16 protein-coding genes are annotated in these 14,360 nt (G+C 67.7%); 5 read left to right on the top strand and 11 right to left on the bottom strand.

Going from position 1 to position 14,360, the window contains the following annotated elements; translation table 11 throughout:
* Window positions 1-2: 2 nt before the first annotated feature.
* Entirely contained in the window at window positions 3-545 is a 543-nt protein-coding gene (locus RJ03_RS04470) for a pyridoxamine 5'-phosphate oxidase family protein (RefSeq protein WP_036498277.1), read from the bottom strand.
* A 208-nt stretch (window positions 546-753) separates the two neighbouring features.
* Between RJ03_RS04470 and RJ03_RS04465 the strand changes: the two genes are divergently transcribed.
* The gene (locus RJ03_RS04465; protein WP_036498254.1) at window positions 754-2,028 is read left to right on the top strand and encodes an MFS transporter; all 1,275 of its coding nucleotides are present in this window, start codon (window positions 754-756) and stop codon (window positions 2,026-2,028) included.
* Between the two features lie 10 nt (window positions 2,029-2,038).
* On the opposite strand, the gene eccB is transcribed toward RJ03_RS04465, so the two are convergent.
* Complete coding sequence (eccB, locus tag RJ03_RS04460) at window positions 2,039-3,547, bottom strand: type VII secretion protein EccB (protein WP_051024315.1); 1,509 nt, start codon at window positions 3,545-3,547, stop codon at window positions 2,039-2,041.
* Window positions 3,548-3,660: 113 nt separating this feature from the next.
* Here eccB and eccE point away from each other — a divergent pair, with 113 nt between their 5' ends.
* Complete coding sequence (eccE, locus tag RJ03_RS04455) at window positions 3,661-5,337, top strand: type VII secretion protein EccE (RefSeq protein ID WP_051024313.1); 1,677 nt, start codon at window positions 3,661-3,663, stop codon at window positions 5,335-5,337.
* A 51-nt stretch (window positions 5,338-5,388) separates the two neighbouring features.
* Here eccE and RJ03_RS04450 read toward each other — a convergent pair whose 3' ends face one another.
* Entirely contained in the window at window positions 5,389-5,949 is a 561-nt protein-coding gene (locus RJ03_RS04450; RefSeq protein ID WP_036498252.1) for an NADPH-dependent FMN reductase, read from the bottom strand.
* A 162-nt stretch (window positions 5,950-6,111) separates the two neighbouring features.
* Between RJ03_RS04450 and RJ03_RS04445 the strand changes: the two genes are divergently transcribed.
* Window positions 6,112-7,104, top strand: a complete 993-nt coding sequence (locus tag RJ03_RS04445) for a GAF domain-containing protein (RefSeq protein ID WP_036498251.1) — start codon at window positions 6,112-6,114, stop codon at window positions 7,102-7,104.
* Between the two features lie 28 nt (window positions 7,105-7,132).
* Here the strand turns inward: RJ03_RS04445 and RJ03_RS04440 are convergent, their stop codons facing one another.
* Window positions 7,133-7,942 carry an S-methyl-5'-thioadenosine phosphorylase gene (locus tag RJ03_RS04440; protein WP_036498275.1) on the bottom strand — a complete coding sequence of 270 codons (810 nt, stop codon included), beginning with the start codon at window positions 7,940-7,942 and terminating at the stop codon, window positions 7,133-7,135.
* A 99-nt stretch (window positions 7,943-8,041) separates the two neighbouring features.
* On the opposite strand from RJ03_RS04440, the gene RJ03_RS04435 reads away from it, so the two are divergent.
* A complete protein-coding gene (locus RJ03_RS04435) occupies window positions 8,042-8,425 on the top strand; it encodes a metal-sensitive transcriptional regulator (protein ID WP_245552180.1) in 384 nt (127 codons plus the stop codon).
* Window positions 8,426-8,487: 62 nt separating this feature from the next.
* Here the strand turns inward: RJ03_RS04435 and RJ03_RS04430 are convergent, their stop codons facing one another.
* The gene (locus RJ03_RS04430) at window positions 8,488-9,333 is read right to left on the bottom strand and encodes an LLM class F420-dependent oxidoreductase (protein WP_036498250.1); all 846 of its coding nucleotides are present in this window, start codon (window positions 9,331-9,333) and stop codon (window positions 8,488-8,490) included.
* A 166-nt stretch (window positions 9,334-9,499) separates the two neighbouring features.
* On the opposite strand from RJ03_RS04430, the gene RJ03_RS04425 reads away from it, so the two are divergent.
* Window positions 9,500-9,949 (top strand): Hsp20/alpha crystallin family protein, encoded by a 450-nt coding sequence (locus RJ03_RS04425; RefSeq protein ID WP_036498273.1) that lies wholly within the window; start codon window positions 9,500-9,502, stop codon window positions 9,947-9,949.
* Between the two features lie 216 nt (window positions 9,950-10,165).
* Here RJ03_RS04425 and truA read toward each other — a convergent pair whose 3' ends face one another.
* From truA to rpsM, 6 genes are all read right to left on the bottom strand, one after another.
* The gene (gene truA, locus RJ03_RS04420; RefSeq protein WP_051024311.1) at window positions 10,166-11,062 is read right to left on the bottom strand and encodes a tRNA pseudouridine(38-40) synthase TruA; all 897 of its coding nucleotides are present in this window, start codon (window positions 11,060-11,062) and stop codon (window positions 10,166-10,168) included.
* A gap of 105 nt (window positions 11,063-11,167) precedes the next feature.
* Window positions 11,168-11,722 carry a 50S ribosomal protein L17 gene (rplQ, locus tag RJ03_RS04415; protein ID WP_036498249.1) on the bottom strand — a complete coding sequence of 185 codons (555 nt, stop codon included), beginning with the start codon at window positions 11,720-11,722 and terminating at the stop codon, window positions 11,168-11,170.
* 49 nt (window positions 11,723-11,771) lie between these two features.
* Window positions 11,772-12,830, bottom strand: a complete 1,059-nt coding sequence (locus RJ03_RS04410) for a DNA-directed RNA polymerase subunit alpha (RefSeq protein WP_030513445.1) — start codon at window positions 12,828-12,830, stop codon at window positions 11,772-11,774.
* Between the two features lie 102 nt (window positions 12,831-12,932).
* Window positions 12,933-13,538 (bottom strand): 30S ribosomal protein S4, encoded by a 606-nt coding sequence (gene rpsD, locus RJ03_RS04405; protein WP_030513444.1) that lies wholly within the window; start codon window positions 13,536-13,538, stop codon window positions 12,933-12,935.
* 21 nt (window positions 13,539-13,559) lie between these two features.
* Window positions 13,560-13,973, bottom strand: coding sequence for a 30S ribosomal protein S11 (rpsK, locus tag RJ03_RS04400; protein ID WP_025347281.1), 414 nt, complete (start codon window positions 13,971-13,973; stop codon window positions 13,560-13,562).
* A 10-nt stretch (window positions 13,974-13,983) separates the two neighbouring features.
* Window positions 13,984-14,355 carry a 30S ribosomal protein S13 gene (gene rpsM / locus RJ03_RS04395; protein WP_036498248.1) on the bottom strand — a complete coding sequence of 124 codons (372 nt, stop codon included), beginning with the start codon at window positions 14,353-14,355 and terminating at the stop codon, window positions 13,984-13,986.
* Window positions 14,356-14,360: the final 5 nt, after the last annotated feature.

The raw sequence follows: 14,360 nt of genomic DNA, 5'->3' as shown, positions 1-14,360 counted from the left end.
GTTCACCGCGGCTCGCCGAACCGCCAGCGGGTCGCCCCGCCCGGCTCGACCGTCGACAGCGCCGTCGCCGCGTGCGCCGCGATGCGGTAGACGTACCAGGGCGGCGGGCCGGCCGACGGCGCGCTGAAGTCGGCGGTCAGGGCCGCGCCGGAATCGTCGACGCGGCACGGCCATCCCTCGGCGGCCCAGTCGGCGGCCCGCTGCGCTACCGTCGCCGGGTCGGTGACGCGTTCGGCCGTGCCGTTCACGCTGAGGTCGAACGTGTCCAGTGCGACGCTGAGCGTGCAGCGCGGATCACGAGAGATGTTGCGGGCCTTGCGTGTTCGCGGTCCGGTTTCGAACCAGAAGGCACCGTCCACCCACAGTGCGCCCACCGCGGTGACATGTGGGCTGCCGTCCGGATCGATCGTGGCCAGCCAGCAGGTGTGCCGATCGGGGCCACCCGTCCCGGGCGCCTGCGGGAATCCGGCGTTCAGACCGGCCACGACGGCGGACCAGTCCAGCGGATCGAGATCGTACAGTTCGGCGAGGTTGGTCGTCTGCATGGTGTCCATGGTGTTGCGACGAGGCGCGGCCGCCGTATTCATCGCCGGGCGCGCCGTCAATTCGTCCGTTATAGGCGATATGCCCTGGTCGGCGGGGTGAATCCGTCCGAGATCGACACGAGCGGCGCGGCGATGACTCAGTATTTCTGACAGCGGCGGTCCAGCGGTACGGCCGTCGCGGGTCGTCGCACGAGGGGCAGGAACAGCCATGACAGTCGCCGGCAGGCAACGTCTCACTCCCGATCAGCGCAATTCGTTCATCGCGGCCCAATTGGGCTGGACGATGGACGCCTTCGACTTCTTCCTGGTCGTCTTCGTCTATGCCGATATCGCCGCGTCCTTCGATATGCCGAAATCCGACGTCGCGTTCATCACCACGGCGACGCTGATCATGCGGCCGGTGGGCGCGCTGTTGTTCGGCCTCTGGGCCGACCGGGTGGGGCGGCGCCTTCCGCTGATCGTCGACGTCGCGTTCTATTCGGTGATCGGGTTCCTGTGCGCGTTCGCACCGAATTTCACTGTGCTGCTGATACTTCGGCTGCTCTACGGCATCGGCATGGGTGGCGAATGGGGACTCGGCGCGGCGCTGGCGATGGAGAAGATCCCCGCCGAGCGGCGTGGTTTCTTCTCCGGACTCCTGCAGGAGGGCTACTCGTTCGGCTATCTGCTCGCGTCACTGGCCTCGCTGCTGGTGATGAACTGGCTCGGCCTGTCCTGGCGGTGGCTGTTCGCGCTCTCGGTGATTCCGGCCCTGATCATCCTCGTGATCCGGACCCGGGTGGGTGAATCGGAGGCGTGGGAGAACAGCCGGGAACGTATGCGGCTCACCCAGACCTCGTTGCGTGACGTGGCGATGAATCCGGTCGTGATCCGCCGCTTCGCCTATCTCGTCCTCCTGATGACCGCGTTCAACTGGATGAGCCACGGCACCCAGGACATCTACCCGACCTTCCTGTCCGCGATCGACAACGGCGGCGCGGGATTGTCCTCGGCGACCGCGAAATGGATTGCGGTGGTGTACAACATCGGCGCCATCATCGGTGGTCTGGTGTTCGGCAGCCTCTCGCAGAAGTACGGCCGCCGCTACACCATCATTTTCTGCGCACTGCTCGGACTGCCGATCGTGCCGTTGTTCGCCTATTCGACGACCGCGGCCATGCTGTGCCTGGGATCGTTCCTGATGCAACTGGTCGTACAGGGCGCCTGGGGCGTCATCCCGGCACATCTGACCGAACTGTCGCCCGACGCTATCCGCGGCTTCTACCCGGGCGTGACCTACCAGCTCGGCAATCTGCTCGCCTCACTCAATCTGCCGATCCAGGAGCGGGTGGCCGAAAGCCACGGATATCCGTTCGCGCTGGCCGTCACCATCGTCCCGGTGTTGATCGCGGTGGCCTTCCTGACGCTGATCGGCAAGGAGGCCAAGGGGATTCGCTTCGGCACGAACGAGAGCGCGCTACCCGAGACGCCCGCCCGGCAATAGCCGGGTCCGGCTAGTTCTGCGGTTGCTGCGCGGATTGGTCCTGCTTGGAACGCACCAGCTGCTTGGCCGGATTCGGGTCCGGCGCCACGCCGTCATGGGCCACCATCGCCTCCTGACGGCCGAGCGTCGGACCGGCGGCGAGCAGGCCGACGATCTGATACGGCGCGAGTTCGGGCTTGGCCTTGTCGGCGTCCATCCCCAGCGCCTTCTGCGCGGCGGCGTCCTTGATGCCGTAGCGCACCCCGGTGTCGGCGATGTAGAACATGCTGTCGCGGCGCTGGCTGTCGGCCTCGATACCGGTGGTCTGGACGAAGAATCCGGAGCCGGGCGTGGAGTAGAAGGCATCCACGTTCGGACCCGAACCGTCGGCCTGGGCCAGCGGCGTAGTCTGCGCACCGTCCGGGATCGGCAGCGAATGTCCGGTCAGCACAGCCAATTCCGCGCGCTTACTGCCGTCGGCCTTGTCGGCGGCACCGGACAGCGGCTTCCACGACATGCATTCGATCGGCTGGTCCTTGGGGTCCACGACGGTGGGCGGCCGCGCCGGATACTGCTGCACCGGAAGCTCGTTCGACACCGGCGCCTGAGTGCTGTCGAACTGGCTGATCTCCGGATGATCCGAAGCGGTCGGATTCGAGTTGCGGATGATGTCGGCGGTCAGCGGCGAAATGGCCTGCAGTCCGTCGCGCAGGACCACATAGGACTGATCCTTGGTCTCCACATGCACCACATCGCCGATTCGGTGGTTGTTCAACGGGTAGCCCGGCGTACCGCCCGGATCGGTGATCTTCGGCGGCACGATCGGCAGCACCTCGGGCACCGCGTTGAGCAGCCCGGCGCTGATCGGCCGCGGCGTCATTCCCCGAATGCCCAGGGCCTCGGTAACTTTCGGATCGTTCATATCGACCCGCGCGCGCTGATTGTCGTAGATCAGATAGGCGGCGTCGCGCCCCTGCACCAGCAGTGCCTTACCCGAATCCAGCTCGGCGGCCTTGGAACCCAGCGACGGATCCCCGGCGAGCACCGTCGTGGTCAGGTCACGGCTGCCGTCGTTCTTCAGCTCGTCGCAGATCGACCAGGCGCGGCCTTTGCCGCTGCTGTCGAAGTTCAGCGAGGACGGCGCACCCGGAATGCCGATCAGCGCCCCGCGCGGCTTCTTCGCCAGCTCGGATTCCTTGATGGACACCGCTTTTGCCGGTTCGCCGACCGCGAGCCGCGCCGACGCCAGATTCAACGACGGATGCACGACACCGTCGATGACGGCGTAGACCGCGCCGGAATCCTTGCCCAGCAGGATCTTGTTGTCGCCGATCGACCCCTGCGGCCGCAGCAACGCGAGCACACCGCAGCCGGCCAGCGCGACGACACCCAATACCAGTCCGGCGGCATAGGCGCGCGACTGCGAGCGCATCGGATCGTGCAGCATCCGCACGTCCCGGCGTACCAGGGCGTGCTCCATTCGCCTGACCAGGAAGCGATAGCCGCTCACCTGCCAGCGCGTAGTGGGCTTTGAAGGCATGAGTCCTCCCCCGAACAGTGCTCGCGTTCGCCCAACACAGTACAGTTCAGCAGGACTGAAGTTCAGCTCGGCCATCGAAGAATCGGCCGACACCGGGTACTTGGGGGACGACGATGGCCGAATCCAGCGGCACCAACAGCCGCCCGCTCCTCGGACGGATCTCGCTGCCGAATCTGCTGGCCGCACAGGTACTGGGGCTGGTCGTCGGGCTCGTCGTGCTCGCGGTCGGCGTACCCGGCTGGTACGCACTGGGCGCGGCGGTCGTGGCCGGACTGGTGCTGCTCGTCCCGATCGGCAAGCGCACCATCGCCTCGTGGATCGCCACGGTGTGGCGGTACGTCACCCGCCAGGACTACGACCTCGGCGATACCGTCGATTTCCGTGGCCCGGACGGTCGTTCGCTCGGTCTGTACTGGGAAGGCAGCCGCGTGGTCGCCGTCGTCGAGGTGCTACCACCCAAGGGCGGTCTGACCCGGATCGACCGCAACACCGTGCACGCCTCGCATCTGCTTCCGCTGCCCGAGCTGGCACAGTGCCTGAGCCAGCACGACATCCTGCTGTCCGGTATCGACATCATCAGCCACGGCCACCGCAGCCGCTCCGGCACGCCCGCGGGGCCGATCTACGAATCGCTGCTCGGCCCGCTGCCCGCGACGGCGCACCGAACCGTCTGGCTCGCAATCAGTTTCGACGCACTGGCCTGTCCGGAGGCCGCGGCGCGGCGCGGCGGCGGTACGGAGGGCGCGGGCCGGGCGGTCACCATCGCGACCCAGCGCATCGTGCGCGCGCTCGAGGACGCCGACTGCGCGTCCCGCGTGCTCACCGCGCCCGAGATTCGCAAGGCCGTGTGGCAGATCAGCGCCGGGGTCGACCCGCGGGCGCTGACCCACCGCTGGCGCTACGCGGAACTGGGCAACAGCGTGAACATCGGCGCGGCAGTCGATCCCAAGCAGCTGGGCTCGGATCTGCTGGCACAGCTGTGGGTCGCGCCGTCGCGGGGCACCACGGTCGCGGTCCGGCTGCGGCCGGGAAGTTCGCCCGAGACGGTGAACATCGGCGCGGCCTGGCGATTGACCGCCCGGGAGCTGCCGGAGAAGACCAAGCGCAAGGGCATGGTGTCGCTGAGCGGCCGGCATCGCCAGAGCCTGCTCGCCCACCTGCCGATCGCCATCCCGGGCGTGGACGACACCGTCCCGATGAGCCAGTACCCGATCGACGTCGTCGGCGTCCTGCATCTGCCCTCGTCGGGCTGCGGTCAGCTGATCGGCTCCGACGAGGACGGTAACGGCGTCGCCGTTCGCCTTGTCGGACAGGGCATTTCGACCGTCTACGTGGCGGGCGAGCTGTATCTGGCGCAGCAGCTGGTGTTCCGGGCGCTGGCCGTCGGCGAGCGCATCCTCATCCGTACCGATCGCCCGCACGCGTGGGAGCAGCTGGTCACCACGATCGGCAATCCCGAGCGGCTCACCATCGCGGTGGAAACCCATCAGAGCGACGCCGGATTCACCGCGGCCGTGGTCGACGGTGTGCTCGCGCCCGCACCGCACGCCGGCGTGACCACGATCTACGTCACCGGTGATCCGATGGGCTGGCCGGCCACCAACCCGGATCTGTCCATCCACCAGCCGGGCGCGATCGGCAACCATGTGGTGATGCGGACCGGAACCACCCAGGTCGATCTGACGCTGGTCTCGATTCCCCGGGAAACGACCTACATCGGCAGTCCGCGGGGCCGCCGCCCGATGCCGCAGCAGGATCCCCGACAGCGAATGGCGCAGTCGCACAACTAGTTTCGCGGACTCCTCGACCGGCACACAGACCGACGGCACGCCTGAACCGGCTCACCCCGGATACGGGTCGGTTCTGCGCGCCGTGCGCAGATGACGTGCCCACCACGCCCATTGCCGCAGAAGCCGCTGCGCGGCGTCGACCGCGGCGCCGTCGGCGGTGTTGCCGTCCGCGTCGAATTTGCGTTTGGCCTCGTGAAAACTCACGCTCTCGCGCAGCGAGACCATGTGGATCTCCGCGACGACCTGGCGCAATTGCTCGATCGCTCGCAGGCCGCCCGACAGTCCGCCGTAACCGACGAAGCCGATGGGCTTGGCCCGCCACTCGCGTTTGGCGCTGTCGAGCGCCGTCTTCAGCGAGGCGGGATAGCCGTGGTTGTACTCGGAGGTCACCGCGATGAATCCGTCCGCGGCGCCGATCCGCTCCCGGAACGCCTCCACCTGCGGCGTCGTCGTCAGGTCGGTGGGCAGCGGAGTGTGTGCCAGATCGATGACGCCGACGTCGAGGCCGGCATCCGCGCGGGCCGTGCGGAGGAACCAGTCCGCCACCACGGGCGCGAACCGCTCGGGCCGCACACTGGCGACGATGACCTCCAACCGCAGCGGATCGTCCATGGCGTCAGCCTAGTCGGCGCCCTCTCGCCACACCGACGGCCTGCTCGCCGAGCGTGCCCGCCGCACCGATACCCTGTGGCCCGGGCGAAAAATCTTCGAGCGCCATATCGGACGGCTGCGACCGACCGGGCACCGCGGATCGATCAGAAGGGGGCGAAATTCGTGATTCTCGGACATTGGTTGCTGATCGAAACACTGGACGTTCCGCCCACCTGGTCGGTGCTCGCCGTCGACACCGCACCGCGGCGCTGGAAGTCGTTGGCCCGCACCGTGCCCTCCCGGTTGATGCCGATCCTCACCGCCGCCGCCGCGAGCGGTGGGACCGTCGAGCGGCAGCTGCCGAAATCCCGTCACGCCTGGTCCGGATACCGCGCCCGCGCGATCGCGCTGACCGGGCCCGACGAGCGGGTACACGCGGTGCAGATGTGGGTGGGTCCGGGCGACCCACCCGCGCCGCCGCCGGTCGCCACCCATCTGCTCGACGCCCACACCCGGCGCACGGAAGTGCGGTCCGCGGGTCTGGGCCCGGCATTCGATCGCAAGCGCAGCGTCTGGATCGGGGCCGAATCCTTCGAACACGTCGAGCGTTTCGACGATGCCCTGGACCTGGCCGCGATCGTGGCACGCGCCGCGCCCGGATCACGCTGGTGCGGCGACATCTGCGTGCGCACGCCGGACGGGCTGCGCACGTTGATGATGGCGACGCGCAACTCCGCATCCGATCCCTACCTGTGGCGCGGCATTCTGGCCGATGTCACCGAAAGCGTTCCGCCCCAGCCCAAGTCGTTCGAGGCGGTGACGGTCGAGACACTGGTCGGCCGCAATCCGGGAATGTATCTGGCGGTGGTCGACACCGAGCGGGTCCGGGTGATCCGGTGGATCAGCCCGCCGGTGCCGGGGCTCGACTGGTCCGGCGACACCGACGAACGCACGCTGCCACATCCCGGCGACCGGGAGCGAATTACCGCCGCGCGCACGGCGATCCGGGCCGGCGCGCCGTCGTGGACGCTGCCGAATCTGCGGCTGGCGGATACGGCCGGGGGGTGGATCACCGTGGACGTGGAGGTCTCACCGCTGCCCCACGGTCCGGACGGAACCGGCACGCCGCATTTCGCGCTCGCCCGGATCGATCTGCGCGAGGCAGGTACCCGGTAGCGTTCGACGCGGTGCGCCGGTCGATCCGTCAGGGCAGTTCGAACGGCAGCGCCACCCCGGCATGCACCGTGCAGTGATCGCAGGTCTCGGTACCCTCGACACCGGCGACCGCGCGGCGCACCAAGGTCTTGAACGGCACCAGGTTGCGCTCGAATTCGGCGAAGACGGCGGCCGCGCTGACGCCCTCCCCGGCCTCCAGGCCCGCATCGAGGTCGGTCACCAAAGCGATAGCGGCATAACACATTTCGAGTTCGCGAGCGAGCACGGCTTCCGGGTATCCGGTCATGTTCACCAGTTCCCACCCCTGTCCGGCGAACCAGCGGCTCTCGGCCCGGGTGGAGAAGCGCGGGCCCTGCACCACGACCATGGTGGCGGCCGACCGCATCGGCAGTTCGGGCACCGCCGCCCGCGTCGCGACCGAGCGCAGGTCGTCGCAGTACGGATCGGCGAAGGAGACGTGGATACCGCCGTTGTCGAAGTAGGTCTGCGCGCGGCCGGAGGTCCGGTCCACCAGTTGGTCGGGAACGGCCACAGTGCCCGGCCCCCAGTCCGCCCGCAGGCTGCCGACCGCACACGGCGCGAAGATCCGCCGCACGCCGATCGACCGCAGCGCCCACATATTGGCCTGATACGGCACCGTGTGCGGGGAATATTCGTGCTTGCGCCCGTGCCGCGGCAGGAAGGCGACCTGGCGGCCCTCGACCTCTCCGACCGTGATCGGCGCGCTCGGCACACCATAGGGTGTCTCTATCTCGAGTGTGGTCGCGTCGTCGCCGAAGAAATCGTAGAAGCCGCTACCGCCGATGATGGCCAGCGCGGGGCGGGGATCCGAACTCATAACCGCAATTCTCGCGTACGCCGCGGCGGCGGCCCCCGCCGCCTCACCCAGCACCGGCTACCCTGACAGTACCCCTCCGATAATGTACCCTAGGGGGGTATGAACTACCAGGGCGGGAGCGAGGAACAGTCGGTGAGCGAGGATCAGATCAACACGGTTCGAACGGCCGAGGCGGCCGCGCAGCCCGGGCACGACCACGCCACCCACGGCTACATCACCGCCAAGGACGACTACCTCAAGCGGCTGCGCCGGATCGAGGGGCAGGCGCGTGGCCTGCAGCGCATGGTCGAAGAGGAGAAGTACTGCATCGACATCCTGACGCAGGTTTCGGCCATGACCAAAGCGCTGCAGGCGGTGGCCATGGGCCTGCTGGAGGACCACATCAGTCACTGCGTGGTCGACGCGGCTGTCCAGGGCGGCCCCGAGGCCGAGGCGAAGATCAAGGAGGCCACCGACGCCATCGCGCGGTTGGTCCGCTCCTGAGCATCGGCGGGATCCCCCACGACCGCCGCTGACCATGGCCGCGGCGGTCGCGAGGGAGACGATCAGACGCGCGCGGCGAGCGCCGGGGCCAGCGCGCGCAGCACCCCGATGTGATCCTCGTCGGTGACCTGGATGGCCACCTGATCGGCGCCGGCCTTCAAATGCTCGACCAGCGCGTCGGCGATCTGCTCGGCCGAGCCGTGCAGTGCCAGCGCGTCGATCAGCCGGTCGCTGCCGGGCGGCGTCAGGTCCTCGTCGCCGAAGCCGAGCCGGCGCAGATTCGCCACGTAATTACGCAGGTTCAGGTAGAACTCCGTGCGCGGGCGAGCGGTCAGGCGCGCCTGGACCGGGTCGGTGCTGAACGAGATCTTGTGTTCGGGCACGAGCAGCGCGTCCGGACCCAGAATTTCGCGGGCCTGCCGGGTGTGTTCGGCGGTCACGAGGTACGGCAGCGCTCCCGCGGTGCGGTCGGCGGCCAGCTTCAGCACCCGCGGCCCGAGCGCCGCGAGCGCGAGCTGCTGCTTCGGGACGCCGTTGGCGTCGAGCACATCGACATAGTCGACGAGCGCGTCGTAGGGCTTGCGGAAATCGGAATCCTGCTCGGGATGCCCGGCGCCGAAGCCGAGGATGAAGCGGCCCGGGAAGCGCCGGTCGATGCGGTGGAACGATTCGGCCACCTGTTCGGCGGGCGCGGACCAGATATTGACGATGCTGGTGCCGACCGTCAGCGTCTCGGTCTCCTCGAGCAACGCCTCCACGGCCGGTAGCTCCGCCGGGGGCGAGCCGCCCAGCCACAACGTGCTGTACCCGAGACCCTCCAGCTCACGAGCCTGCCCCGGTTCGAAGCCGGCGTAGTACCGCCAGACGCCGAATTTGCCGATATTCGTGGTTCGCGCACCCTCTGTCATAGTCGTTGCGAACTCCGTTGCGCGGGCGACTATTCCACCCGGCGCCGGAAAAATTCCCGTCGCACAATCTGGCACTCACACGACGAGAGTGCTAAATTTGGCATCGGACAGCTTCCGGCGCTCGCCGCCGAGGCGGGCGTCACCACTGGATATGGAGGTGATTCCTGTGCTGAGGTTCGACCCGTTCCACGACATCGACACCGTTGCCCGGCAGCTCCTGGGGGATGCCGCCGGAACCACACGCGCGCCGCGTTTCATGCCGATGGACCTGTTCAAGGCCGGTGACCACTACGTCCTCAATGCCGATCTCCCGGGTGTCGATCCCGGTTCGGTCGACGTGAGCGTGGACAACGGCACCCTGACGCTGAAGGCGCAGCGGAGCCTGCCCGGTGACGAGCACGTGCAATGGATCGCGTCGGAACGATTCGCGGGAACGTACATGCGCCAGCTGTCGCTCGGCGAAGGCATCGATACCGACAACATCAGTGCCACCTACAACGACGGCGTGCTGTCGGTGACCCTGCCGATCGCCGAGAAGGCCAAGCCGCGGCGCATCGAGATCGGCGGCATGGGCCGTGGCCCGAAGACCATCGAGGCCGGCCGATCCGAGAGCTGACCCGCCGCGACCGGGATGCGCCCGCGCCATCGGCGAACAGCTGAGTGCGCAAGCCGCACAACACCACTCACCGGTACAAGGTGGCCGGACGCGCGGGCGGAATCGAGGTTCGTCGCAGCGCGAAGGAGGTGAGACACGCACAACCCTCGAATAGCGACTCGTACGGCCCCGTGGACGCCGCGGGGCCGTCGGCCGTCTCGGGGACAGGTCGCGCTGTCAGCTACCGCAGCAGCCGTCCGACTCGGGGATCGTGCGCATCTCCCGGGTTTCGGCATTGCGGGCGGCGAGGTCGGCATCCGCGGGGTAGTCGACGGCAATCAGACTCAATCCGTGGGCGGGGGCCACGGTGATCGAACTCGACCGTTCCCGTTCCGCGAGAAGGCTTTCCACCCACTCGGGAGTGCGGCGCCCCTCCCCCACCGCGAGCACCGCGCCCACCAGACTGCGCACCATGGACCAGCAGAAGGCGTCGGCGCTGACATAGGCGGTGAGCATGGCGGCTTCGCGGTCGGAACCAGCCTGGCCGGGACCACCGATCGGTGTCGTCACCCAATCGAAGCGCTGCAATTCGCGGACCGTCGTCGCACCTTCGCGCCGGCGGCAGAATGCGGCGAAATCGTGCAGTCCCAACAGCTTTCGCGATGCCTCACGCATGGCGTCGAGATCGACGCCGGGACGGCAGGCGACCACGCTGCGGGCCAGCAGCGGCGGCGCCCCATAGGGCGCGGTGGTGAGCCGATACGCGTAGTGGCGGCGGATCGCGGAGAAGCGGGCGTCGAATTCCGGTAGCGCCGAGCGGATCCCGGTGACGCGGACATCCTTCGGCAGGAAGCGCGCCAGCCGGTGCAGCAACTTGTCGTAGTCGGGCAGCGCGGTCGTGTCGAAATGCGCGACTTGCCCCTCGGCGTGGACACCGGCGTCGGTCCGGCCGGCCACCGTCAGCTGAATCGGTTCGCGCAGGACCTTGCTCAGCGACTCCTCGAGCACACCCTGCACGGTCCGCAGGCCGGGCTGGCGGGCCCAGCCGGTGAAATCGGTGCCGTCGTAGGCGATATCGAGCCGTACTCGAACCGCAACCGAGGTTGCCGCCGGATCCTGCATGGTCACAGCCATTTCCTGGTTAACATGAGCGAAGCCCGCCGACCCGGAGGGGACGGCGGGCTCACTCGTGAATTCCCGACGCAGATCGAGAGGTCCCCGCACGTGGCGGGGACCAACTCATTCCGCCTTGTCCTCGGCGGGAGCCTCGGTGGACTCCGCCTCGGTAGCCTCGTCGGCCTTCGCCTCAGCAGCCTCGTCGGCCTTCGCCTCAGCAGCCTCGTCGGCCTTCGCCTCGGTGGCCTCGTCGGCCTTGTCCTCGGTCTTGGCCTGCTGGGCGGCGACCCGGCGAGCGCGATCGGCCTCGTTGGTCACGGTCTTCTCCCGGACCAGCTCGATGATCGCCATCGGCGCGTTGTCACCCTTGCGGGGAACGGTCTTGATGATGCGGGTGTAGCCACCCTCGCGGCCCTCGAACGACGGTCCGATGTTCGCGAAGAGCTCGTGCAGGACATCCTTGTTGCGGATGACCTTGAGCACCTCGCGGCGATCGGCCAGCGTACCGGCCTTGGCCTTGGTGACCAGCTTCTCGGCGTAGGGGCGCAGCGCCTTGGCCTTGGCCTCGGTGGTCGTGATCCGACCGTGCTCGAAGAGCGCCGTGGCCAGATTGGCGAAGATCGCCTTCTGGTGCGACGCCGACCCGCCGAAGCGAGCACCCTTCTTGGGCTTGGGCATTGGTTGTTCTCCTTAGGAAAGGCCGAGCGGGGCTGCCACCCCGGAAGGCCTAGAGCTGTTCGGTCTCGGCGTAGTCCTGCTCGCCGTTGTCTGCATCGCCGAAGGAGCCGCTGTCACTCCAGGTTCCGGTGGCGGCGTCGTAACCGACGACGCTCGACGGATCGAAGGAGGCCGGGCTGTCCTTCAACGACAGGCCGAGCGAATGCAGCTTGACCTTGACCTCGTCGATGGACTTCTGGCCGAAGTTGCGGATGTCCAGCAGATCCGATTCGGTCCGCGCAACCAGCTCGCCGACGGTGTGTACACCCTCGCGCTTGAGGCAGTTGTACGAACGCACGGTGAGGTCCAGGTCCTCGATCGGCAGCGCGAACGAGGCGATGTGATCCGCCTCGGCCGGGCTCGGCCCGATCTCGATACCCTCGGCCTCCACGTTCAGCTCGCGCGCCAGGCCGAACAGCTCGACCAGGGTCTTACCGGCCGACGCCAGCGCATCCCGCGGGGAGATCGAGTTCTTGGTCTCGACGTCCAGGATGAGCCGGTCGAAGTCGGTGCGCTGCTCGACACGGGTGGCCTCGACCTTGTAGGTCACCTTCAGCACCGGCGAGTAGATCGAATCCACCGGGATCCGGCCGATTTCCGCACCCGAGGCCTTGTTCTGCACCGCCGGGACGTAACCGCGACCGCGCTCGACGACGAGCTCGATCTCCAGCTTGCCCTTGTCGTTCAGGGTGGCGATGTGCATGTCCGGGTTGTGCACGGTCACACCGGCCGGGGGAACGATGTCACCGGCGGTGACGGTGCCCGGGCCCTGCTTGCGCACGTACATGGTGACCGGCTCGTCCTCTTCGGACGACACGACCAGGCCCTTGAGGTTCAGGATGATGTCGGTGACGTCTTCCTTCACACCCGGGACGGTGGTGAACTCGTGCAGCACGCCGTCGATGCGGATGCTGGTCACCGCGGCCCCCGGAATCGAGGACAGCAGGGTACGGCGCAGCGAATTGCCGAGGGTGTAACCGAAGCCCGGCTCGAGGGGTTCGATGGTGAACTTCGAGCGGTTCTCGGCCAGTACCTCTTCGGCCAGTGTGGGTCGCTGTGAAATCAGCATGAGGATCTCCTCCTTCAGGGGCGCCCGCTATTTGACGCCCACGAACTGGGGTGTGGATGAGCACGACGGGTACGGTGCTCATCCACCAGCAGCACGAACGGCTTACTTCGAGTAGTACTCGACGATGAGCTGTTCGTTCAGCGGCACATCGATCTGCGCGCGTTCCGGGAGCTGGTGGACCAGGATCCGCAGCCGGTTCGGAACGACCTGCAGCCAGCCCGGGATCGGGCGATCGCCCTGGGTCTCACGGGCGACCTGGAACGGCAGCGTCGGCAGCGACTTCTCCTTGACATCGATGATGTCGTACTGGGAGACCTGGAAGCTGGGGACGTCGACCTTGCGGTTGTTCACCAGGAAGTGGCCGTGCGAGACCAGCTGGCGGGCCTGGCGACGGGTGCGCGCCAGACCGGCGCGGTACACGACGTTGTCCAGACGCGACTCGAGCAGCTGCAGCATGTTGTCGCCGGTCTTACCCTTGCGACGGTTCGCCTCTTCGTAGTAGCGGCGGAACTGCTTCTCCATGACGCCGTAGGTGAAGCGGGCCTTCTGCTTCTCCTGCAGCTGGAGCAGGTACTCGCTCTCCTTGATCCGCGCGCGGCCGTGCTGGCCGGGCGGGTAGGGGCGACGCTCGAACGCCTGGTCGCCTCCGACGAGGTCGACACGCAGACGACGCGACTTGCGGGTGATGGGGCCTGTATAACGAGCCATTTTTCGCTAAATCCTTTCCCGCTAGACGCGACGCCGCTTGGGCGGACGGCAGCCGTTGTGCGGCTGCGGGGTGACGTCGGAGATCGTGCCCACCTCGAGGCCGGCGGCCTGCAGCGAGCGGATCGCGGTCTCACGGCCCGAACCCGGACCCTTGACGAACACGTCGACCTTCTTGACGCCGTTCTCCTGCGCCTTGCGGGCGGCGTTCTCGGCGGCGAGCTGCGCGGCGAACGGGGTCGACTTACGCGAACCCTTGAAGCCGACGTGGCCCGACGACGCCCACGAGATCACGTTGCCCTCGGGGTCGGTGATCGAGACGATCGTGTTGTTGAACGTGGACTTGATGTGCGCGTGGCCGTGCGGGACGTTCTTCTTGTCCCGGCGACGCGCCTTCTGGGACTTCTTGGGGCCCGAGGCCCGACTCTTAGGAGGCATTCAGCTATCCCTACTTCTTCTTGCCGGCGACGGTCTTCTTCGGACCCTTACGCGTGCGCGCATTGGTCTTGGTCCGCTGTCCGCGCACCGGCAGGTGGCGGCGATGGCGGATGCCCTGGTAGCAGCCGATCTCGATCTTGCGGCGGATGTCGGCCTGCACCTCACGGCGCAGGTCACCTTCGACCTTGAATTCCGACGCCTCGATGTAATCGCGCAACCGGGTGACGTCGTCGTCGGTGAGATCCTTCGACCGCAGGTCGGGGCTGACGCCGGTGGCGGCCAGGATCTCGTGCGCACGGGTGCGCCCGATCCCGAAAATGTAGGTCAGTGCGATCTCCATGCGCTTCTCGCGCGGGAGATCGACGCCCATCAGACGTGCCATGTGGC

This window comes from Nocardia aobensis NBRC 100429 (assembly GCF_000308375.1).
Classification (GTDB): domain Bacteria; phylum Actinomycetota; class Actinomycetes; order Mycobacteriales; family Mycobacteriaceae; genus Nocardia; species Nocardia aobensis.
This window is presented reverse-complemented; position numbering and strand designations above follow the sequence as displayed.